General features: G+C 43.1%; 20 protein-coding genes. 16 read left to right on the forward strand and 4 right to left on the reverse strand.

Features of this window, described 5'->3' with window-relative positions:
* The first annotated feature begins 409 nt into the window (after positions 1–409).
* Both KXJ80_RS07815 and yaaA read left to right on the forward strand, forming a co-directional pair.
* Positions 410–1,876: an alanine/glycine:cation symporter family protein gene (locus KXJ80_RS07815; RefSeq protein ID WP_037421222.1), complete on the forward strand. Its 1,467-nt coding sequence runs from the start codon at positions 410–412 to the stop codon at positions 1,874–1,876.
* A gap of 108 nt (positions 1,877–1,984) precedes the next feature.
* On the forward strand, positions 1,985–2,758 hold the full coding sequence (gene yaaA / locus KXJ80_RS07820; RefSeq protein ID WP_055648480.1) for a peroxide stress protein YaaA: 774 nt from the start codon (positions 1,985–1,987) through the stop codon (positions 2,756–2,758).
* Between the two features lie 101 nt (positions 2,759–2,859).
* Here yaaA and KXJ80_RS07825 read toward each other — a convergent pair whose 3' ends face one another.
* On the reverse strand, positions 2,860–4,266 hold the full coding sequence (locus tag KXJ80_RS07825; protein WP_055648481.1) for a M28 family metallopeptidase: 1,407 nt from the start codon (positions 4,264–4,266) through the stop codon (positions 2,860–2,862).
* Positions 4,267–4,401: 135 nt separating this feature from the next.
* Here KXJ80_RS07825 and KXJ80_RS07830 point away from each other — a divergent pair, with 135 nt between their 5' ends.
* Positions 4,402–4,698, forward strand: coding sequence for an ArsR/SmtB family transcription factor (locus KXJ80_RS07830; RefSeq protein WP_006084975.1), 297 nt, complete (start codon positions 4,402–4,404; stop codon positions 4,696–4,698).
* A 60-nt stretch (positions 4,699–4,758) separates the two neighbouring features.
* Here KXJ80_RS07830 and rpsT read toward each other — a convergent pair whose 3' ends face one another.
* Entirely contained in the window at positions 4,759–5,025 is a 267-nt protein-coding gene (gene rpsT, locus KXJ80_RS07835) for a 30S ribosomal protein S20 (RefSeq protein ID WP_037421209.1), read from the reverse strand.
* Between the two features lie 252 nt (positions 5,026–5,277).
* On the opposite strand from rpsT, the gene murJ reads away from it, so the two are divergent.
* The 12 genes from murJ (at position 5,278) to KXJ80_RS07895 (ending at position 19,042) form a co-directional block, all read left to right on the forward strand.
* A complete protein-coding gene (gene murJ, locus KXJ80_RS07840; RefSeq protein WP_218738105.1) occupies positions 5,278–6,837 on the forward strand; it encodes a murein biosynthesis integral membrane protein MurJ in 1,560 nt (519 codons plus the stop codon).
* A gap of 65 nt (positions 6,838–6,902) precedes the next feature.
* Positions 6,903–7,838, forward strand: a complete 936-nt coding sequence (gene ribF, locus KXJ80_RS07845) for a bifunctional riboflavin kinase/FAD synthetase (protein WP_023267621.1) — start codon at positions 6,903–6,905, stop codon at positions 7,836–7,838.
* Between the two features lie 32 nt (positions 7,839–7,870).
* A complete protein-coding gene (gene ileS / locus KXJ80_RS07850) occupies positions 7,871–10,693 on the forward strand; it encodes an isoleucine--tRNA ligase (RefSeq protein WP_218738106.1) in 2,823 nt (940 codons plus the stop codon).
* Between the two features lie 9 nt (positions 10,694–10,702).
* Positions 10,703–11,215, forward strand: coding sequence for a signal peptidase II (lspA, locus tag KXJ80_RS07855; protein WP_011623704.1), 513 nt, complete (start codon positions 10,703–10,705; stop codon positions 11,213–11,215).
* Positions 11,215–11,637: an FKBP-type peptidyl-prolyl cis-trans isomerase gene (fkpB, locus tag KXJ80_RS07860; RefSeq protein WP_069454418.1), complete on the forward strand. Its 423-nt coding sequence runs from the start codon at positions 11,215–11,217 to the stop codon at positions 11,635–11,637. The genes lspA and fkpB overlap by 1 nt, the downstream gene beginning before the upstream one ends.
* A gap of 1 nt (position 11,638) precedes the next feature.
* Complete coding sequence (gene ispH / locus KXJ80_RS07865) at positions 11,639–12,595, forward strand: 4-hydroxy-3-methylbut-2-enyl diphosphate reductase (protein WP_037421194.1); 957 nt, start codon at positions 11,639–11,641, stop codon at positions 12,593–12,595.
* 192 nt (positions 12,596–12,787) lie between these two features.
* Complete coding sequence (gene pilV / locus KXJ80_RS07870) at positions 12,788–13,375, forward strand: type IV pilus modification protein PilV (RefSeq protein WP_218738608.1); 588 nt, start codon at positions 12,788–12,790, stop codon at positions 13,373–13,375.
* A gap of 13 nt (positions 13,376–13,388) precedes the next feature.
* Positions 13,389–14,348 (forward strand): PilW family protein, encoded by a 960-nt coding sequence (locus KXJ80_RS07875; protein ID WP_144346244.1) that lies wholly within the window; start codon positions 13,389–13,391, stop codon positions 14,346–14,348.
* Positions 14,349–14,359: 11 nt separating this feature from the next.
* A complete protein-coding gene (locus KXJ80_RS07880) occupies positions 14,360–14,821 on the forward strand; it encodes a pilus assembly PilX family protein (protein ID WP_144376112.1) in 462 nt (153 codons plus the stop codon).
* Positions 14,822–14,824: 3 nt separating this feature from the next.
* Positions 14,825–18,337 (forward strand): pilus assembly protein, encoded by a 3,513-nt coding sequence (locus tag KXJ80_RS07885; RefSeq protein WP_218738107.1) that lies wholly within the window; start codon positions 14,825–14,827, stop codon positions 18,335–18,337.
* Positions 18,338–18,347: 10 nt separating this feature from the next.
* Positions 18,348–18,740 carry a type IV pilin protein gene (locus KXJ80_RS07890; RefSeq protein WP_047540417.1) on the forward strand — a complete coding sequence of 131 codons (393 nt, stop codon included), beginning with the start codon at positions 18,348–18,350 and terminating at the stop codon, positions 18,738–18,740.
* Positions 18,737–19,042, forward strand: a complete 306-nt coding sequence (locus KXJ80_RS07895; RefSeq protein ID WP_047536832.1) for a TapY2 family type IVa secretion system protein — start codon at positions 18,737–18,739, stop codon at positions 19,040–19,042. The genes KXJ80_RS07890 and KXJ80_RS07895 overlap by 4 nt, the downstream gene beginning before the upstream one ends.
* A 150-nt stretch (positions 19,043–19,192) precedes the next feature.
* Here the strand turns inward: KXJ80_RS07895 and KXJ80_RS07900 are convergent, their stop codons facing one another.
* Together KXJ80_RS07900 and KXJ80_RS07905 are read right to left on the reverse strand one after the other, a co-directional pair.
* Positions 19,193–19,687: a GspH/FimT family pseudopilin gene (locus tag KXJ80_RS07900; RefSeq protein WP_144346248.1), complete on the reverse strand. Its 495-nt coding sequence runs from the start codon at positions 19,685–19,687 to the stop codon at positions 19,193–19,195.
* Positions 19,688–19,962: 275 nt separating this feature from the next.
* Complete coding sequence (locus tag KXJ80_RS07905; RefSeq protein WP_218738108.1) at positions 19,963–20,475, reverse strand: GspH/FimT family pseudopilin; 513 nt, start codon at positions 20,473–20,475, stop codon at positions 19,963–19,965.
* 246 nt (positions 20,476–20,721) lie between these two features.
* Between KXJ80_RS07905 and glnB the strand changes: the two genes are divergently transcribed.
* Positions 20,722–21,060: a nitrogen regulatory protein P-II gene (gene glnB / locus KXJ80_RS07910; RefSeq protein WP_011073353.1), complete on the forward strand. Its 339-nt coding sequence runs from the start codon at positions 20,722–20,724 to the stop codon at positions 21,058–21,060.
* Positions 21,061–21,116 lie beyond the last annotated feature (56 nt).

Genomic DNA, 21,116 nt, shown 5'->3' on the forward strand with positions numbered 1-21,116 from the left:
CGGAAGTAAATAATGTTTTCTTGGAGTTACTATATTTGTAATTTTATTACAAAAATGTGCCCTACATCCAAATTTTAAAACTTGTGTTTGTCGTTAACGCATGTGAATGAAGTTTGTTAAATTGTTAATTTAATATTAACAGTGACTTATCTAAGCTTTATGATCGTGAGCTTGTAGCTATTTAACAATGTAAACCTAGGCTTGATCACATGAGTAATTTCGAATACTGTGCTATTTTGCTGCGTTGAATTCGGTAGCCGTGATGTTGTAAATTCACGGAAGGATAATTTGAAAGAATAAATCTACCGATATTCTTACCTTTATTTGGAAGGATTCATTCACCACAAATGTTGCACCTCGCTAAGTATAGGTGGGGGAGGGCATTTGCTACGGGAAGAAGTAAAATAATATGTTAGAAACGATTGTAAACTTTTTGAACGCACTGCTCTGGGGCAAATTGCTCGTTTACGGACTGGTGGGTGCGGGGCTCTATTTCACCTTACGACTTGTATTTATTCAACTTACACACTTCAAACACTCTCTAAAAGTCATGACAATGAGCCGCCAAGGCTGTGAAAGTGGTTTGTCTTCATTCCAAGTATTCTGTACGAGTATGGCGGCCCGTGTAGGTGCTGGAAACATGGCGGGGGTAGCGGTGGCCATTGGCTCCGCCGGACCTGGCGCTGTCTTTTGGATGTGGTTAATTGCCATGTTGGGTATGGCAACGGCTATGGTAGAGTCCACTCTTGCGCAGGTTTATAAGGTGCGTGATACCAACGGCCAATTTCGTGGTGGCCCTTCTTATTATATGGAGAAGGGACTTGGTCAGAGATGGATGGGGGTGTTGTTCGCTTTCTTCCTGATCATCGCTTTTGGTTTGGTGTTTAACGCGGTGCAAGCTAATACCATTACGGGGGCGATGGAGCGCGTGTTTGGCTTCGATCCGACCTATGTCGGTATCGGCTTAGTGTTAGCCAGTGGTTTTGTGATCGTCGGCGGCTTACGTAAAGTTGCGCGAGTATCTGAGTTTATCGTGCCAATTATGGCGTTGGCTTATATTCTGATCGCTTTCATTATTGTGTTGTTCAATTTAGAGCAATTACCCGCAGTTATTAGCCTGATTGTAAAAAGTGCTTTCGGTTGGCAAGAGGCAGCAGCAGGTGGCGTTGCTTATACAGTCGCTCAGGCGATGCAAGCAGGTATTGCCCGTGGTTTGTTCTCAAATGAGGCGGGGATGGGCAGCGCAGCAAACGTGGCGGCGAGTGCCTCACCTAATCCTAATCATCCAGCGTCTCAGGGCTTTGTGCAGATGATGGGAGTGTTTGTCGATACCATCGTTATCTGTACTGCAACTGCGGCAATTATTTTGCTTTCAGGCGATATTGGTTCTAGCGATGACGGCATTCGTCTCACCATCAATGCGATGTCAAACCACGTTGGAGATTGGGGCGGCGCCTTTATTGCGATAGCCATTTTCCTATTCTGCTTTACTTCTATCATTGCTAACTATTCCTACGCCGAAACCAATGTGATGTTCTTAACGGGTAACAGTACTAAGGCGTTACCGCTATTTCGCCTGTGCGTATTGGGCATGGTGATGTTTGGTGCCGTAGCCAAAATCAGCTTAGTGTGGAACTTAGCCGATGTGTCAATGGGGCTAATGGCAACGGTCAATATCGTCGCATTGTTGCTGTTATCTGGCTTGGCGATACGGGTTATCAACGATTACTGTGAACAATTAAAGAGTGGCAAAATGCCTGAGTTTGACCGCAGTAAGTTCCCCGAATTGATGGAACAACTTGATGATGGCATTTGGCAGGACAATAGTGCCAATGAGTTGGCTAAATCGCGTACTGAATCAGCGGTTAGTCGTTAAGCTCAAGTTCACTGATTAGCGCTATCGGAAAAACCACGTCATCCGTACGTGGTTTTTTTATGCTTGTTCAGTATCATAGTGGCGTATTTTATTTGTTGGAGTGTGTTAATGTTGATTTTGGTTTCACCGGCGAAAACCCTAGATTTTGAGCAACCTCCCTTGACTCAAACCCATACTCGGCCCGATTTTTTAGCTTATAGCCAAGAGCTCATTCAAGTTTGCCAACGGTTAACTCCCAGTGACATAGCAACATTAATGAAGGTCAGCGATAACATTGCGGGCTTAAATGCGGCACGTTTTGGCGAGTGGACACCCGATTACAGTATTGATAATGCTAAGCAAGCTATTTTCGCTTTTAGAGGCGATGTTTACACAGGTTTTGATGCTGATACCCTGACACCTGAACAGCTTGAACGTACTCAGTCGCAGTTGCGCATTTTATCTGGGCTATACGGGTTACTGCGGCCATTGGATTTAATTTTACCTTATCGCTTAGAAATGGGGACGGCCCTTGCCAATCCTAAAGGTAAGAATCTTTACGATTTTTGGGGCAACACTCTCACCGAAGCGGTCAATAATGCTGTCGCTGCGCAGGGGGATGAGATCATTATCAACCTTGCATCCAATGAATATTTTAAGGCGATAAAGCCAAAGCAATTAGCAGGACAATTAATCACTCCTGTTTTTAAAGATTTTAAAAATGGTCAATACAAAGTCATTAGTTTCTTTGCGAAAAAAGCGCGGGGAATGATGGCAAGATATATTATTGAGCAGCAAGTGAGTTCGATTGATGAATTAAAAGCATTTGATGTGGCAGGTTATTACTACAGTGAAGAATTGAGTAAACCGAATGAGCCAACATTCTTACGTGAAGCGCAATAACGTATTACGGCTTAAATAAAAAGAGCTGCTTAGGCTTAATGCCAGTCAGTTAAGCTGACTGGCATTTTTCTTTTTATGGGTGAATGATTTAGTTATGAGGCTTATTTCGATTCAGTGCTAATGGGGGTTAACACTGAATTCGAGTTTGCCATAATATAAGCAAATTGAGCATATGCCGCCACATTTTGTGCCAGAGCCTTAGGATCAATTTTATCTAAGGTATCGTTAGGTGTGTGGTGATAATCGAAGTAATCGTGGCCATCCTGTCTTAATGATGCAACAGGTACGCCTAATGCGGGTAGCATAGAGACGTCAGGCCCACCAGATGCTTGGTTATTGCCGAGGGCAACACCGTTGTATGTCATTGGTTTAATGCTCTCTTGAACTTGGGCGAAAACGTTGTCACTTACTTTAGTATCGATTTGATAAATCGGACCCGCGCCAAAGTCCGATTCGGCAGCAATATAATGCAGACGTAGCTCGGCTTTGTGTGCTTCAGCATAAGCCTTACCCCCCACTAAGCCAATTTCTTCAGCTGCATATAGTACTACTCGCACTGTACGAGCGGGCTTTTGTGGAAGATCTTGAATATGTTTTGCTGCCGCTGTCACAATCGCAACACCAGCACCATCATCAATTGCACCTGTACCTTCATCCCATGAATCTAAATGGGCACCAATCAGCACGATTTCGTTAGGTTTACTACTGCCAGTGACTTCTGCAATAACGTTGTAAGAGGTATTCGTACCTAAATCCTTCGGTGACATATGCAGCTCGAGCACCGCATTCGGATCGCGTTTTAACATGGCATCGACTAAGTCTGCATCGGGATTAGACATCGCCGCAGCAGGGATTTTAGTCACACCATCTTGATAACGCATCACGCCAGTGTGTGCCATGCGGTCATGGTCGGTGCCTATTGAGCGAATGACGATTGCTACGGCTCCCTTTTGTGCTGCTGCGACAGCGCCCTTCGAGCGGCCGCCGACACTTTTTCCGTAACCTTCACCAGTTATATGACGCTCCGTTTTTTGATCGATAAAGGCAATTTTACCTTTTACATCATCAGGGTTGGCTTGTTGTAATGCTTCTAGGCTATCAAAGCGAGCTATTCTAGCCCTAATGCCCGTTACTGGCGTTGCAATGCTGCCACCCAATGCAGTAATCACCAAAGGTTGCTCTACCGGAGAGATAATCTTGGCTTTGGCTTCTCCACGTTCCCAAATAGGAACCTGTACTGGCTCTTTATAAACCTTATCAAACCCGAGGCTGGTTAACTTATTCATTGCCCAGTTCACGGCAATAATGTCTTTTGGACTACCAGCAAGGCGCGGTCCTACTTCTACCGTAAGAGATTCGACAATGTCATATCCAATCGAAGAGGCTAAAGCGGTTTGTTGTAATTGAGAAGGGGTATCTGTTTTGACTGGTGTTTCGATATGAGTTTGGCAAGCGCTCAAACCACTAATAAAAAGGCCTGTTATCAACGTTGTTTGGTAGGGTTTCATAGGTTTCCTTTGTTTTTATTAAGCATGTCCCACTTTTGAAAACAATCTAGCAAAAAGTGTGCTTTATGTCCCGACTATATCTGTAAGGCAACGCTATATTAGCGCAGGGGTTAGTTTTAGGAGAAAATGTGCGTAATGAATATTGAATTAATGCAGGAGCGAGCCGATCATGCCGTGGTGCTATTAAAGGCACTCGCAAACGAACGCCGTTTATTTATCCTTTGTTATTTACTGAATGAAGGAGAAATGTGCGTTGGCGAAATGAATAAAAAATTAGGCTTAAGTCAATCGGCACTATCACAACACCTTGCTTGGTTACGCAAAGATAATTTAGTAACCACACGCAAAGAAGCGCAGACCGTATTTTATTCACTGAAGAGTGATGAAGTGCGTGAGATGATCCATTTACTAAACAATATTTATTGTCATTAATGGTTTTCAGCAGATATAAAAAAACCGGCAATTGCCGGTTTTTTTTATTTACTAAGATAATTAAGCAACAAGCGCTTTGATCTTAGCGTTCAAACGAGCCTTATGACGAGCAGCTTTATTCTTGTGAATAAGGCCTTTAGTCGCCATACGGTCAACGATTGGTTGTGCAGCAGCGAAAGCTTCGGTTGCTGTTTTGTGATCACCAGCTTTGATAGCTGCGATAACTTTTTTAACGTATGTACGTAACATTGAGCGACGGCTGGCGTTATGCTGACGACGCTTTTCAGATTGAAGCGCGCGCTTCTTTGCAGACTTGCTATTAGCCAAGGTGCAACTCCTAAAAACTGGATTTGATACTTTTAAAGGCCGAGGAATATGCCTGCATTTAGTCACTTTGTCAATGACTATGATTGAATAATCATCATAAAGATAAATTAATTCAACCTGCCTTGGCTATCTTCAACCCAACTCGTGTAATATGTGGCGCAATTCTAGCAGCTATTACCGCAGTGTGACAGAGCCTGAGTCGATTTTTTGAGATGAATCACCTAATCCATTCGATATAGGTCTGGGGGACGTTTGAGTAAAAAATTATTGAAGTCAGGCATGATTGTTAGTGCTATGACATTGATTTCCCGTGTTTTAGGTTTGGTTAGAGATGTTGTCGTTGCCAATTTAATGGGTGCAGGGACAAGCGCTGATGTTTTTTTCTTCGCGAATAAAATTCCTAACTTTTTACGTCGATTATTCGCCGAGGGCGCCTTTGCACAGGCATTTGTTCCTGTACTGACCGAATATCAAGAAAAGCATACCTCGGACGAAACTCGCGAGTTACTCAGTAAGGTTGCGGGGACCTTAGGGCTCTTAGTGACGATTGTCACGCTTGTCGGTGTGATTGCATCTCCTGTGTTGTCCGCCTTATTTGGTGGCGGCTGGTTTATGGCCTGGCTGAATAACGAACCTGATGGCGCTAAGTTTGAGTTAGCAACGGTCGTACTAAAAATCACTTTTCCTTATCTGTGGTTTATCACCTTTACTGCTTTAGCGGGCTCAATCTTAAATACTCGAGGACGCTTTGCTGTATCGGCTTTTACGCCAGTGTTTCTAAATGTGGCCATTATTGCGGCGGCAATGTTTTTCGCTCCGACGTCTTCTCAGCCCGAAATTACCTTGGGATGGGGAGTATTTTGCGGTGGTTTAATTCAGTTTTTATTCCAAATTCCGTTTCTGCTCCGAGAGAAAGCGTTAGTAAAACCCTCATGGGGTTGGCAACATCCCGGGGTTGTGAAGATTAGAACTTTGATGATCCCTGCATTGTTTGGGGTTTCTGTCTCACAAATCAACTTGTTATTTGATACCTTTATCGCCAGCTTCTTGATGACTGGTTCTATTAGTTGGCTCTATTATTCAGACCGATTATTAGAGTTTCCACTTGGTTTATTTGGTATTGCTATTGCAACCGTGATTTTACCCGCGTTATCGCGAAATCATGTGAATGCAGAAGGAGATGGCTTTGGTAACACCATGGATTGGGGAATTAAAGCGATTTTATTACTCGGTTTGCCTGCGATGATGGGGTTAATAGTGCTCGCGCAGCCTATGTTAATGGTATTGTTTATGCGCGGCGCCTTTACTATCAATGATGTGCAAATGGCCTCTTACAGTTTGATGGCTTACGGAAGCGGTTTACTGAGTTTTATGTTAATCAAGGTGTTAGCGCCAGGATATTATTCTCGCCAGGATACTAAAACCCCCGTACGCTATGGCATCATCGCTATGATCACCAATATGGGCTTTAACTTAATATTTGCAATCCCATTTGGTTATGTGGGTTTGGCGATTGCTACATCCATGTCAGCCTTGCTTAATGCCACATTACTTTATCGCGGCCTGCATAAAGCAGGGGTTTATCGTATTACCAAACCGACTTTGGTGTTTTTCCTTAAAGCCGTGGTCTCTACGGCATTGATGGTGGTAGTCTTGTACTATTTATTACCCACGCAATCTCAATGGGTAGAATGGCATTTAGCTTTACGTGCTAAGGCTTTGATTGGCTTGATTGCTGTTGGTGCTATGACGTATTTACTTGGCTTATTGGCGTTAGGAATTCGTCCTTGGTCAATGAAACGGGGAGTTTGATTGCTGATTCTTATCGTTAGCTGTTATATAATCAGCCGATTTGCGCTTGGCAGTTGTCTAAAGTTATGGAATTAATCCGCGGTATACATAACATTTTGTCATCTCACCATGGCTGTGTGCTGACGATAGGTAATTTTGATGGCGTGCATCGCGGCCATGCACAGGTGATTGCTAATTTGGTGCAAAAGGCCAAACAGCTTTCATTACCTCCGACAGTGATGACATTTGAACCTCAACCACAGGAGTTATTCCGTGGTGAGAATGCGCCCGCGCGTCTGAGCCTATTGCGGGACAAAATCATCCTGCTCGATGAGTTAGGCGTTGAACGGTTAGTGTGTGTTAACTTCAATCGCGCCTTTGCAGATCAACCAGCGGAGCATTTCATCGAAGAACTGCTGGTGCGTAAACTCGGAGTGAAGTACCTCGTCGTTGGCGATGACTTTTGCTTCGGTCAAGGCCGAAAAGGCAATTTTGAAATGCTGATGCAGGCGGGAGCTCGTTATGGCTTTACCGTGGTCAGCACCCAGAGTTTTATGGTGGGCTCGCAGCGCGTGAGTTCGACCGCGGTAAGAGAACAATTGGCTAAAGGAAACCTAGAGCAGGCAAGGCGCCTACTCGGTCATCCCTTTACCTTAAGCGGCCGCGTGGCCCACGGCCAAAAAATTGGCCGCACCATAGGTTTCCCCACCGCCAATATCGCCCTCAAACGCAATGTGGTGCCGGTGCGCGGGGTGTTTGCGGTGAAACTCTATTGGGAAGATAGCGATATTTATGAAGGGGTAGCCAACATTGGCTTCCGCCCGACCGTAAATGGTCAAGTTTGCCAGCTCGAGGTGCATCTTTTTGATTTTGAAGGTGACATTTATGGCAAGCATGTTGAGGTTGAGTTAGTGGCAAAACTTCGCGATGAACAACCCTTTGATTCATTGGATGCACTAAAACAACAGATTTTGAATGATGCAAATGAGGCCAGAGCTTTATTTGGTAACGATGCAGGCTGATATTTATCAGTTTAATTAACGGTATAGGATCAATGAGCGACTATAAATTTACTTTGAATTTGCCGGAAACTGAGTTTCCGATGCGTGGTAATTTGGCAAATCGCGAGCCAGAGATGTTAGAGCGCTGGACGAAAGACGGTCTGTATCAGCAGATCCGTGATAGCCGAATTGGCCGCACACCTTTTATTCTGCATGACGGTCCACCGTATGCGAACGGCAGTATTCATATTGGTCACTCAGTCAACAAAATTCTTAAGGACATTATTGTTAAGTCAAAAACCATGTCAGGTTTTGACGCGCCTTATGTGCCTGGTTGGGATTGCCACGGTCTGCCAATTGAACTGAAAGTTGAGCAAAAAGTCGGTAAGCCTGGTCAAAAAATTTCTGCGGCCGAATTCCGTGAAGAATGCCGTAAATATGCCGCCGAGCAAGTCGATGGCCAACGTGCCGACTTTATTCGTTTAGGCGTGCTAGGTGATTGGCAAAAGCCTTATTTAACGATGGACTTTGCTACCGAAGCCAATATCGTACGCTCTTTATCTAAAGTGATTGAAAACGGTCACTTACATAAAGGTGTTAAGCCTGTTCATTGGTGTACAGACTGTGGTTCAGCCCTTGCCGAAGCCGAAGTGGAATACGAGGATAAAACCTCTCCCGCTATCGATGTGGCCTTTACTGCGACTGATAGCAAAGCTTTAGCCGCTCAGTTTGGTGTAAGCGATTACTCACATCCTGTGGCTATGGTGATTTGGACTACCACCCCTTGGACGCTGCCAGCTAACCGCGCGTTATCTATCAGCCCTGAGCTGGATTACAGCTTGGTTGAATTTGCGAAAGAGGGCGCGACTCACGCAGTTATTCTGGCCGATGTGTTAGTTGAGGCTTGTATGACGCGTTACGGCGCCGAGAGCCACAGCGTGTTAGGTAAAGTTAAAGGCGTAGCACTTGAGCTGGTTCGCTTTAAGCATCCATTCTTAGCCTTTGACGTACCTGTGATTTTAGGCGACCACGTGACGACTGACGCGGGTACGGGTGTGGTTCACACTGCACCTGGCCATGGTCAAGACGACTTCGTGGTAGGCCAAAAATACGGTTTAGAAGTAGCAAACCCTGTTGGTGATAACGGCGTTTACAAACCAGACACTGAGTTTTTTGCTGGTCAACACGTATTTAAAGCAAACGACAATGTGGTTGCACTGCTGAAAGAAAAAGGCGCGCTATTACACCATGTTGCGTACCGTCACAGCTACCCACACTGCTGGCGCCATAAAACGCCCATTATCTTCCGTGCTACGCCGCAATGGTTTATCTCAATGGATAACCAAAACCTGCGCAAGCAAGCATTAAGCGAAATTGAGCAGACTCAGTGGATCCCTGACTGGGGCCAAAGCCGTATCGAGAAGATGGTTGAGAATCGCCCTGATTGGTGTATCTCCCGTCAACGTACTTGGGGCGTGCCAATTACCTTATTCGTACACCGCGAAACTGAAGAGCTGCACCCTGACAGCGTGTCGTTAATGGCACGTGTAGCCAACCGCATTGAGCAAGAAGGCATTCAAGCTTGGTGGGATCTCGATGCTGCCGAATTACTGGGTGAAGAAGCAGAACAATACCGCAAAGTGACCGATACCTTAGACGTATGGTACGACTCAGGTTCAACCTTTGCTTCTGTGGTAGGCGCGCGCCCAGAGTTTCATGGTCATGGTGTCGATTTATACCTTGAAGGTAGCGACCAACACCGTGGTTGGTTTATGTCATCTCTGATGATTTCTACCGCTATGACTGGCAAAGCACCTTACAAACAAGTGCTGACCCACGGCTTTACCGTTGATGGTAAAGGTCGCAAGATGTCGAAATCTATCGGTAACGTCATTGCGCCGCAGCAAGTGACCAACAAGCTAGGTGCGGATATTCTGCGTCTTTGGGTTGCAGCAACCGACTACAGCGGTGAAATGACCGTATCGGATGAAATCTTAAACCGTAGCGCCGATGCTTATCGCCGTATTCGTAACACTGCTCGTTTCTTACTGGCGAACCTTAATGGCTTCGACCCAGATAAGGATTTAGTGGCTGTAGAAGATATGGTGGCGTTAGATCGCTGGGCAGTGCGCCGCGCGGCAGCGCTGCAGCAAGAAATCATTGAAGCTTATGAGCAATATAACTTCCATATTGTGACGCAAAAGCTGATGCAGTTCTGCTCGGTTGAGCTAGGTAGCTTCTACTTAGACATCATCAAAGACCGTCAATATACCGCTAAGCAAGAGGGCCATGCCCGTCGTAGCTGCCAATCGGCACTGTTCCACATTGCTGAGGCTATGGTGCGTTGGATTGCACCAATCCTGAGCTTTACTGCCGATGAAGTGTGGCAATTACTGCCCGGTCAACGTGATGCTTACGTGTTTACCCAAGAATGGTACCAAGATCTGCAATCTATCACTTTAGGTACTGATTTAAGTGATGCGTATTGGGAAAATCTGCTGACTGTGCGTAACGAAGTCAACAAGGTTATCGAGCAAGCGCGCCGCGATAAACGTATTGGCGGCTCCTTGGAAGCCGAAGTCACGCTGTTTGCCGATGCTGCTTTAACTGAGCAGTTAACGCACATTGGTGATGAGCTGCGTTTCGTCCTGTTAACTTCAGAAGCCAAAGTATTGCCATTAGCAGATGCGACAAGCGATGCCGTTGAAACTGAGCTAGCGTCATTGAAGTTGGTGGTAAATGCAACAACAGCAGAAAAATGCGAACGTTGTTGGCACCACAGGGAAGAAGTGGGCACGATTGAGGCTCACCCAACGCTGTGCCATCGCTGCGTAACCAATATTGAAGGTGACGGCGAAGTTCGTCTGTTTGCGTAAAGGATCTGTATGCCATTAACTTGGAAAGACAGTGGCTTACGTTGGTATTGGGTAGTTGTGTTGGTGTTTTTAGCCGATCAACTATCCAAACAATGGGTCTTAGCCAATTTTGATTTGTTCGAATCGGTGAAGTTATTACCTTTTTTTAATTTCACCTATGTACGTAACTATGGCGCCGCATTTAGCTTTTTAAGTGAAGCGGGCGGTTGGCAACGTTGGTTATTTACCCTAGTGGCTGTTGGTTTCAGTACCTTGTTGACTGTGTGGCTGCGCAAGCAATCGGCATCTCTCTGGAAGTTAAATTTGGCTTACACCTTAGTGATTGGTGGCGCCCTAGGTAACTTAATCGATCGATTGATGCATGGTTTTGTGGTTGATTTTATCGATTTTTATTGGGGTAAGAGCCATTATCCCGCCTTTAATATCGCCGATTCCGCGATTTTTATCGGCGCAGTACTGATCATTTGGGATTCGTTTTTTAACAGCAAATCCGAACAAGATAAAACCGAAGAGGTGAAGTAGTGACTGTGACACGTTCGTTATTGTGCCATATGAATATTGTGCTTGAAGATGGTTCGACCGCCGATAGTACTAAAGCCTCGGGTAAGCCAGCACGTCTCAATATCGGCGATGGTACTTTAAGCCCTGCATTTGAAGCGCAGCTTGCCTCCTTGAATGAAGGTGATAAGCACAGCTTTACGCTTGAAGCGGTCGATGCGTTTGGTGAGTCAAATCCCGATGCGATTCATTATATGGATAGAACCCGCTTTCCAGCCGACATGGAGCTAGAAGTGGGTGTTATCGTCAGTTTCGCTGGTCCTGGCGGCAGTGAGATACCTGGAATTGTGCGTGAGGTTGCGGGTGATTCGATTACCGTCGATCTCAATCACCCTCTAGCGGGACGCAAAGTCACATTTGAACTCGACGTGGTAAAGGTACTGTAAGATGAAATTAGATCCTACCAGCCCAAGTTTAAATATTATGCTGGCAAATCCTCGCGGCTTTTGTGCTGGTGTGGATCGTGCCATTAGCATCGTTGAGCGTGCGCTCGAGTTATTTTCACCACCGATTTATGTTCGCCATGAAGTCGTGCATAACCGCTATGTGGTGCAAAATTTGAAAGACCGCGGTGCTGTTTTTGTAGAAGAGTTAGACCAAGTACCTGATAACAATATTGTTATCTTTAGTGCTCATGGGGTTTCTCAGGCGGTACGTGCCGAAGCTAAAGCGCGTGGGCTGCGAGTATTCGATGCAACTTGTCCATTAGTCACCAAAGTGCATTTGCAGGTCACTCGAGCAAGTCGCAAGGGTATTGAATGTATTTTGATTGGCCATGCGGGACATCCTGAAGTTGAAGGCACAATGGGACAATATGATAACCCTAATGGTGGGGTTTATCTGATTGAATCCCCGGCAGATGTCGAGACTTTAGAAGTTCGCGATCCTAATAACCTCTGCTTCGTGACTCAAACGACCCTCTCGGTAGATGATACTCTCGATATCATCAGCGCCTTATTAAAGCGTTTCCCGTCCATTGAAGGCCCTCGTAAGGATGATATTTGCTACGCGACGCAAAACCGTCAAGATGCGGTGCGTAACTTATCGGCCGATGTTGATTTGTTAATTGTGGTCGGTTCGAAAAACAGCTCTAACTCTAATCGCTTACGTGAATTAGCATTAAAAACAGGTACAGAGTCTTATCTGGTTGATACTGCAGATGATATTGATTCATCTTGGTTTGAGGGTGTAACTAAAGTTGCTGTAACGGCTGGCGCGTCTGCACCAGAGGTTCTTGTACAGCAAGTGGTTCAAGCCATAGCGAAATTAGCGCCAAGTGTGGTGACTGAAGTCGAAGGACGAAAAGAAGATACTGTCTTTGCCGTACCCGCTGAACTACGCTAATTAATGTAGAAAATAGTAGTCAATTGAAAGAGGCCAATGGCCTCTTTTTTATTGTCTAAGTATGACTAAATTCAAACAAAGCATAATGAGATTGCAGCTTATATGCTATTGTTACTGGCCACTTACATTTTACTCATCTATTATTAACTGTTAGCAATGGTTTTATCGTAAGATTAAGATTTAAAAGGGTAAATAGCTGAAAAGCATGTCAAAAATATGACTAAATTCGAACGATTGACACATCAAGGATTTCAACGAGGCTTCTCACTAATTGAAGTGCTTGTTGCATTAGTGATCTTAGTGATTGGCTTGATCGGTATTTTTAATTTACACATAGTGGCTAAGCGCGGCAGCTTTGAATCTTTTCAGCAGACACAAGCTTCTTACTATGCCAACGATATTATTAACCGCATGAAGCTTAATCGAATTCAATTGGCCAATTATAGCGGAGAATATACTGGAACGCTGGCTAAGCCGGCTAAAGAGTGTGATGTTGCTGTTGGCGCAGTCAGTTTGTGTTCTCCAGCTGAAACTGAAGCTTGGGACCTTTATCAATGGGAACAGAGTTTCATGGGCGCTGCGGAAATCGTTGATGGCCAAAATGTCGGTGGATTAGATACTCCAACAGCTTGTATAGCCATTGATGGAACGACGGTGACTGTTGCCGTGGCATGGAGAGGTATTCGTGAGGGCGCCGGCACAACATACACAGGGAATGAATGTGGTGAGGATCTTGGCACTCGTCGACGTATTTTTGTTGTATCAACAGTGATTATTTAGGCGAGCAGACAAAATGACGAATTTTCAAAAGGGAATGTCGTTAGTGGAGTTAATGGTTTCGATGCTGATCGGGCTATTTCTTACGCTAGGGCTGTTCGCCATGTTTAGTATGTCATCTTCAAATGTGGTAACGACTAGTCAATTCAACCAATTACAAGAAAATGGCAGGATTGCATTGGCGCTGATGGAAAGAGATATTACCCAACTCGGCTTTATGGGGGATATTACCGGAACGGACTTTATTCTCGGAACGAATATGGCTCTAAGAGATGGTATTGCAAATGATTGTATTGGGGCTGGGATAAATAATGGCACATTGCCCAATAATGAACCTGCACACTTTAGAAGACTGTGGGGGTATGAAGCAGGTAAAAGTGCTGTGGAGTTAACGTGCTTAAATGGTGTTAATGCAAATACGGATGTGATCCAAATAAAAAGGCTGGTTGGCCCGCCTGTTACAAATCCCAACGGAGAGCGCTATTACATGGCTGCAAATTCTAGTCAAGCGGTGTTATTTAAAGGGGGGAATCCTCCAAATCCTGCTCTTGAAAATGCACGATTTTGGGAATATCAACATCATATTTATTTTATTAAGAATGATGGTTCAGTGCCGGTATTAAGACGTAAAACGTTAACTAAAAACAATGGTATGAACAATGAAGAACAATTAGTCGAAGGCATAGAAAATATGCGTATTCTCTATGGTTTTGATAATGATGGCGATGATGCCGCTGATAGTTTTATGCCTGCTGAAAATGTTACACCTTTAATGTGGGATAACGAATTATTTCAGCGTTTAGTTGCTGCGAGAGTTTATTTATTAGTTAGAGCAATCGATGAAGATAAAAGCTATACAAATGATACGACTTACACTTTAGGTGACAAGGAAATCAAAGGATTAAATGACCACTTTAGACGAAAAGTGGTTTCAACCACTATGGTGCTTGCCAATCCTGTGTTAATTCGCAATTAGAGGGTAAAGGGATGAGAAAGCAGAAAGGAATAGTACTATTTTTCGCACTTATTGTACTGCTTTTGATGACAATTATTGGTGTCGCATTGGCCGTCAATTCAACACAATCTATGCGTATGTCTGGTGCAGGCTCTGAGCGAATCGAAGCAAAATCAATTGCGGATGGTGGTCTAGAGGCTGCGATAGCTGCTAATAGGGGGCCTAGCTTAGCCACTCTAACCAATGTGACCACAGGAACTGAGTTCGGTGCAAAACAAACTTTAACACCGATTCCATTTGAACTGGATGCCAGTGGTAATGTGGTTGTTGGTGCGAAAGATGTTGGTTGTCAACGGAGTACTAGGCCAAATAGCGGTAATATCATCAGTTGTCGGCGAGTAGAAATTAGTAGTACAGCTAATTTTGGTCGCGATAACTTAGGGCAACTCACCGTTGTAGCAGGTGTAGAGCAAGAAGTTTTAACAGGGAGTTAAGATATGCTAATCAAAAAGCTCACTTTGTGTACATTGCTTGCATTGGCTGTAACGTCAACTTCAACCTCAACCTTTGGCGATGATACGGAATTATATGTTAAAGAGTCGACAACTCGCACGGGTGCTCGGCCTAAAGTTTTGGTAATTTTTGATAACTCGGGAAGTATGTCTACCGAAGAAATTACTCAGGTGATTGATTATGATCCCGATTATGATTATCCCCCTGTAAGTGGTTCGGGTTACAGTGGCGACCGAATCTATTACACAGTGGGAGGCGGTGCATTACCAAAGCCTGATACAAGTTCTGATAGACGATATTTTGATGCCACGATAAACGGTTGTAATCAAAGTAAAGCTGCATTGGATCAATATGGCCGTTTTACAGGTTATATTCGCGAGTTTACTTCAAGTGGGACTACGGGAGTGTGGAAAGAGTTTCCCGAGACAGATGGTCGTAATATTAAGGTGGTTGATTGTTGGGAAGATATTTCTCAAGTTGATCCTCGGAACTCATCCTCTTATTCAAATGGTTTTCCCGCTAACGGCTTAACCACTGGTTCAGGTAAACGAAAAACGGCATTTCCCTACTATACATCTGCATCTCCCAGTAATACCTGGGCTGATGCCTTAGCCGCCGCAAAAAATACAGATTTTGGTGTTGGTCAGCCTGTCACTTTTTATACAGATAACTATTTAAGATGGTATTGGTTGTCTAAAGACGGACGGTTGCCAACCGTAAAAGTTTCAAGGTTAGAGATTGCGAAGAAGGCGATTTCTAACATTATTAATTCTACCCCAACCGTGGATTTTGGGTTGGCTGTATTTAATTACAATTATCCTAATGAGGGGAATAGGGATGGTGGCCGGATAGTTTCTGGTATTACACAAATGACGGATGCTGCTCGAGATAGCTTACTATTAACTATTGATAAGTTACCAGCAAAAACTAATACACCTTTGTGTGAAACTATGTATGAAGCCTATCGTTATTTTGCTGGTAAAAGTGTTGTTTTTGGACACGCGGATACCGATTATGGCTCTTATGTAGGCAATCGCCCTCCTTATGATACTTCTGTAGAAAAAAACGGTACTTATAGTAGCCCATTTAAAGTTTGTACTGATATTGCCTATGTGATTTATGTTACTGATGGCTCACCAACAGTTGATGGAAGTGCTAATAACGATGTTAAAAGTTTAACTGCGGCAGCAAGTAAAAGCGGTGATTATTCCTCATTTTCTCAGGGTTTAAGTTCGCCTAGTTATTTACCTGCATTAGCAAGTTATATGTTCAATAATGATCTAATCAATAAACTTGATAGCTCTAACACTGAGCAAATGCAAAATGTGCGCACTTATACTATTGGTTTTAGTAAAGGCGCAGAGGATGCGGCCCCCTTATTAGCGGAAACTGCTAAACGTGGTGGTGGCTTATATTTTGCGGCTCAGAATAGTTTAGAATTACAAAATGCCCTTAATGATGCGTTATCAAATATTCTTAATATAGACTCGAGTTTTACTTCTCCAAGTATTGCGAGTAATAACTTTGATAGAACACAAACCTTTGATGCTGCTTACTATGCGATGTTTTTACCAGGTAAAGGTCCTCGCTGGAGTGGTAATTTAAAGAAACTTAAAGTAACAGCTGATGGCACCTTAGTTGATAGTCAAGGAAATGCGGCTATTGCTGATAACGGAAATATTAAAGATACCGCTTGTACGATTTGGTCTGATTGCGCCAGTCAAAAAGATGGTAATAAGGTGGAGGTTGGTGGTGCTGCGGCTCAAATCAAGAGTCAAGCGAGTCGAACCATTTTGAGTAATTTAGGAGGAGCAAATAGTTTGTCTCCTCTTACGTTATCGAATGCACAAAGTGCCGCTGGTGGCGATCAAGCTTTAGCTACCTTTATGAGGACCAGCATTGATGAAGTCGCAAATACTCTAGACTGGTTAAAAGGTATTGATGTTGACGACGACAATAAAAACGGTAGTACAACAGATAAACGCAGTGATGTTATGGGAGACCCTTTACATTCGAAACCTCTTGCATTGAATTTTGGTAGTGAAACGGCCACGGATATCCGAATTATTTTGGGCACAAACCAAGGCGTTTTACATATGTTTAAAGATGCTGGTGAGTCAGTGTCAGAAACATGGGGATTTATACCCTACGAGCTTTTACCAAATTTATTTGAGCTTAGAACGAATGACCCATCAGGTGTCCACACTGTGTATGGAATGGATTCATCTCCCGTTGCTTATACTGAAACGGATTCTACCGGTAAAGTAAACAAGGCTTGGGTTTTTGTAGGTATGCGGCGTGGTGGCTCATCTTATTATGCTCTAGATGTATCTAATCCAGACAGTCCCTCTCTTATGTGGACTATTAATCCTTCTAGTGATGGTTTTGCCGATCTAGGTCAGACATGGTCGGAACCAATTGTGACTAAAATAGTTGGTTACGATAAACCGGTATTGATTTTTGGTGGAGGTTATGATGTGAGCTTTGATGCTACGCCGACGACTTCACCCCTAGGTAGTGTTGTATATATTGTTGATGCACAAAAGGGAACGCTGATCCATTCTTTTGGCGGATCGGCGAGTGGAGCAACTGTGCTTCCAGGTATCCAAGGCAGTATTCCTAATTCAGTCGCAGTGCTTGATAGCAACACTGATGGCTATACAGACCGCATATATGCATCGGATGTTACAGGTAATATTTGGCGTATGGATTTACCTACAGCAAGTTCAAGTACATGGACCGCTTTTAAGTTTGCTTCATTGGGAGGTTCAAATAGCGATAATAGACGTTTCTTCGCAGAACCTGTGGTTGCGCAAACAATGTTTACTAATTTGTCCGAAGTATCGGTGACAACAGGGACCGAAACCGTAACGACGAAAACACACCAAAATGTCCCCTATGATGCCGTTGCTGTGGGTAGTGGAATGAGGCCAAGTCCTTCAAGCACTGATGTTAATGATATGTTTTTTATGCTTCAGGATCGTAACGTCGTCACTAAGAGTTTTACGGGAAGTAATGTGCCCGCAACGATTACAGTTAATAATTTGTATGATGTGACATCAAGTGCTCCTACGTCAGAAACGGATAATATCAATTTCGGTACTAAACTTGGTTGGTATTATGATTTTTCTGGACTCGGTGAAAAAAGCTTGACTGCGGCACTGATTGTTCAAGGAAAAGTATATTTTACCTCTTATTCACCGCCAGCTGATTCTGTTGCTGATAACGTTTGTTTAGTTTCTGGTGCTGGTAAGCTCTATGCATTTGATTTACATAAAGGAACAAGATCTTTTTCTCAGTTATATTATGAACTCGGAGAAAGAGTTCCTGACACGCCGCAAATTGTGATCCCAGCTCCAGAATCTGGTAAGGATCCCTATATCTATATTATTGGTGTCGGAAAAGGCGATAAAAATGAAAATGGTGAATACAGTGGCACGATAAACGTCGCTTCTGGTTTAGGTGTAAATAAAATTTATTACCATATAAATGAGTAAATATTTGTATATGAAGATTAAAGATAACGGTTTTACATTAATTGAAGTGATGATAGTTGTTGTTATCATCGGAATTTTATCGGCAATCGCATATCCTTCTTATACTCGATACGTGGCGCAAAGTACAAGAGCTGAAGGTTTGTCGGCGTTGATGAGATTAGCCAATTTACAAGAACAGTATTACTTAGATAATCGTAAGTATGCTACTGATTTAACTAAGCTGATAGGCGCAGATCCCTATATTACTGAACATGGTAATTACTCTGTGACATCAAGTGGTACTACATCATTTACGCTAAAAGCAGTCGCAAAAGGAGTACAGGCAAGCAGAGATTCATCCTGTACACCTTTAACCATTACAGATACCGGGGCTAAAGGTCCAAGTACGGAGTGTTGGAAATGAAACGAGTCATTCTCTCCACGATTTTGGTGTTGATATCGAGTAAAGTTTGGGCTGACAGCGGAAATCCACAGGTCGAACAGGATTTTAAATGTTATATTACGTTTAAAAATAATGCTGAAATTGCTTTTTATCGTTGGAAAATGAGTGAAATGCCATTGAGAATGGCAAATCTCGTTGGGACTCTTCGTCAGTCGAGTGATGGTAAAAAGTCTTACATCAATGCAGTAGAAGAATGCGTTGAGCTTAATGCTTCTTTCAACAGCCTTAAGGCTCAAGAATTGGATAAGTTGACACCTAGATAAACACTTTTAGTGATTCATTTTAAGCTTAATAAAAACTTAGCGCCAAAACGATGGTTTTAAACTTAGCATTAAAAATGCCAAATCGTTTTATTTGATTTGGCATTTTTGAAATTGAATATAGTGATAATTTGTAAGTGGATGCTCAGTCAGTTATAAGCAATTTTGGTTATCACTTCCCTCTTTAATTAATCCTGATGTACTAATGTTTATGCTTTTAGAACCATCACTTTCTCCACTTGGGCAATATATAATCGATGTTTCAGTAGAGACTAGGCCATCAGAAGTAAAGTTCACGGTTTTATCTGTCGGGCCAGTTAGTGAAATAGTATCTTTAGAGTTAAATCCATCTATTACCTTTAGGACTTTTTTTGAACCATTTTTTTCAATATACACACTAAACCCCTTACTCCAGTCATTACCACAGGGGGAGGCTGCATAGGGGCATACTGTGACTGTAGAACCGTAATTCACCGCTTGATTTCGCGCAAAGGCAAAAAGGTCATTAATTTTTTGTATTTCATTTGCGCTACGAGTCGCTTCATACATTGCAGTAAAAGAGGGGACGCCAATAGAAAGAAGTAAAGCCGCAATTGCGATGGTGACCATTAGTTCAACTAAAGTAAAACCTTTTGAGAGAGTAAACATTGAATAATCCTCGCGTTAACTCGGTTAAGTATATGCGAGAGAGCCTACAAGATCAGTAACTATCTAAGATATTCAATATAACCAATAAGTTGTTTTACAGTGTCGTTTATAATTAGCACAGCCAATACACTAGGTTTAAATGGTTTTAGTTATGTACGAGTAATTTATATTCAGTATAGAGAAAGCTGATGCTCTGCATCTCAATACTGTGGCAGTGCATTAACAACTTAGCAGCATTCAATGGATCGTGTACTAGCATATTAACCAATATGCATTTATTTACAGTCAATATTTTTTGCCGTAGATAAGCGAACTCGTCCCGCTTGATTGACCACAATTGCTTTAGAATTTTTGTTATCTAATGTTCGTGGGCAATATTTAAAGGTGCCGTTACTGCCTGATGCAAGCCCATCTGGCTGAAATTTTACAGAGTTACGATTGTACTTTATAAAATCTTTGCTATCGAATTCATCAATAATCATTATCACTTTATCATTTAAATCAAGTGTTTCAGCTGCACCTGAGTCAGTAAAAACTGAGATACCTTGCTGCCAGTTATCAGTGCACTGTCCATTAACGAGAGGACAAGCAGTTACCCTATATCCGTAGTTTATTGCGGTGTTACGTGCAAATGCGAATGTTTGTTGAACAGTTTTTATATTCGAATCTGCTCTAAAATGGTCAGTTATGTCAGTATACGCTGGAACCCCAATCGTAAGGAGAAGTGTTGATATGGATAAAGTGGTGAATAGTTCTATCAGGCTAAAACCATTTTGATGGGTTTTCATAACAGTTCCTTTGTCATAAGTATCCCGCATCCAGCAGGCGGTTTTAAACATCAACAGCTAACTCCAAGTATAAATGTCAGGCTAGGAGCTGCGATGTAATTTTTAGATTTTTATGTGCTAAGAACCGTTTTATAGAAACTGTGTTTTATGAGTAAAGCGATGCCGATGCTTCAATAATACCTTAACCCCGTGTAAGCTAGTGTTATTCTGTTTGATTATCTGTAAGCAAGTGCTGAGGAATGTTTGATGAAGAAAGTTGAAGCCATTATTAAGCCTTTTAAATTAGATGATGTGCGCGAGTCACTTGCTGAGATTGGGATCACGGGAATGACTGTGCTCGAAGTCAAAGGTTTCGGTCGTCAGAAAGGACATACGGAGCTTTATCGTGGTGCTGAGTATATGGTTGATTTTTTGCCAAAAGTAAAAATTGAGCTTGTGATCCAAGATGATCTCGTTGATCAAGCTATAGATGTGATTGTTGAAACTGCACGTACTGGTAAGATTGGTGATGGCAAAATATTTGTGACAGATGTTGAGCGGGTTATCCGGATTCGAACTGGGGAAGAAAACGAAGAAGCGGTTTAAATCTATTCTTTTAAAATTAGGGCCTGAGGGCCCTTTTTTGTCGCCTAAATTTTATC

Source organism: Shewanella xiamenensis (assembly GCF_024971755.1).
In the GTDB taxonomy this organism is placed as follows: domain Bacteria; phylum Pseudomonadota; class Gammaproteobacteria; order Enterobacterales; family Shewanellaceae; genus Shewanella; species Shewanella xiamenensis.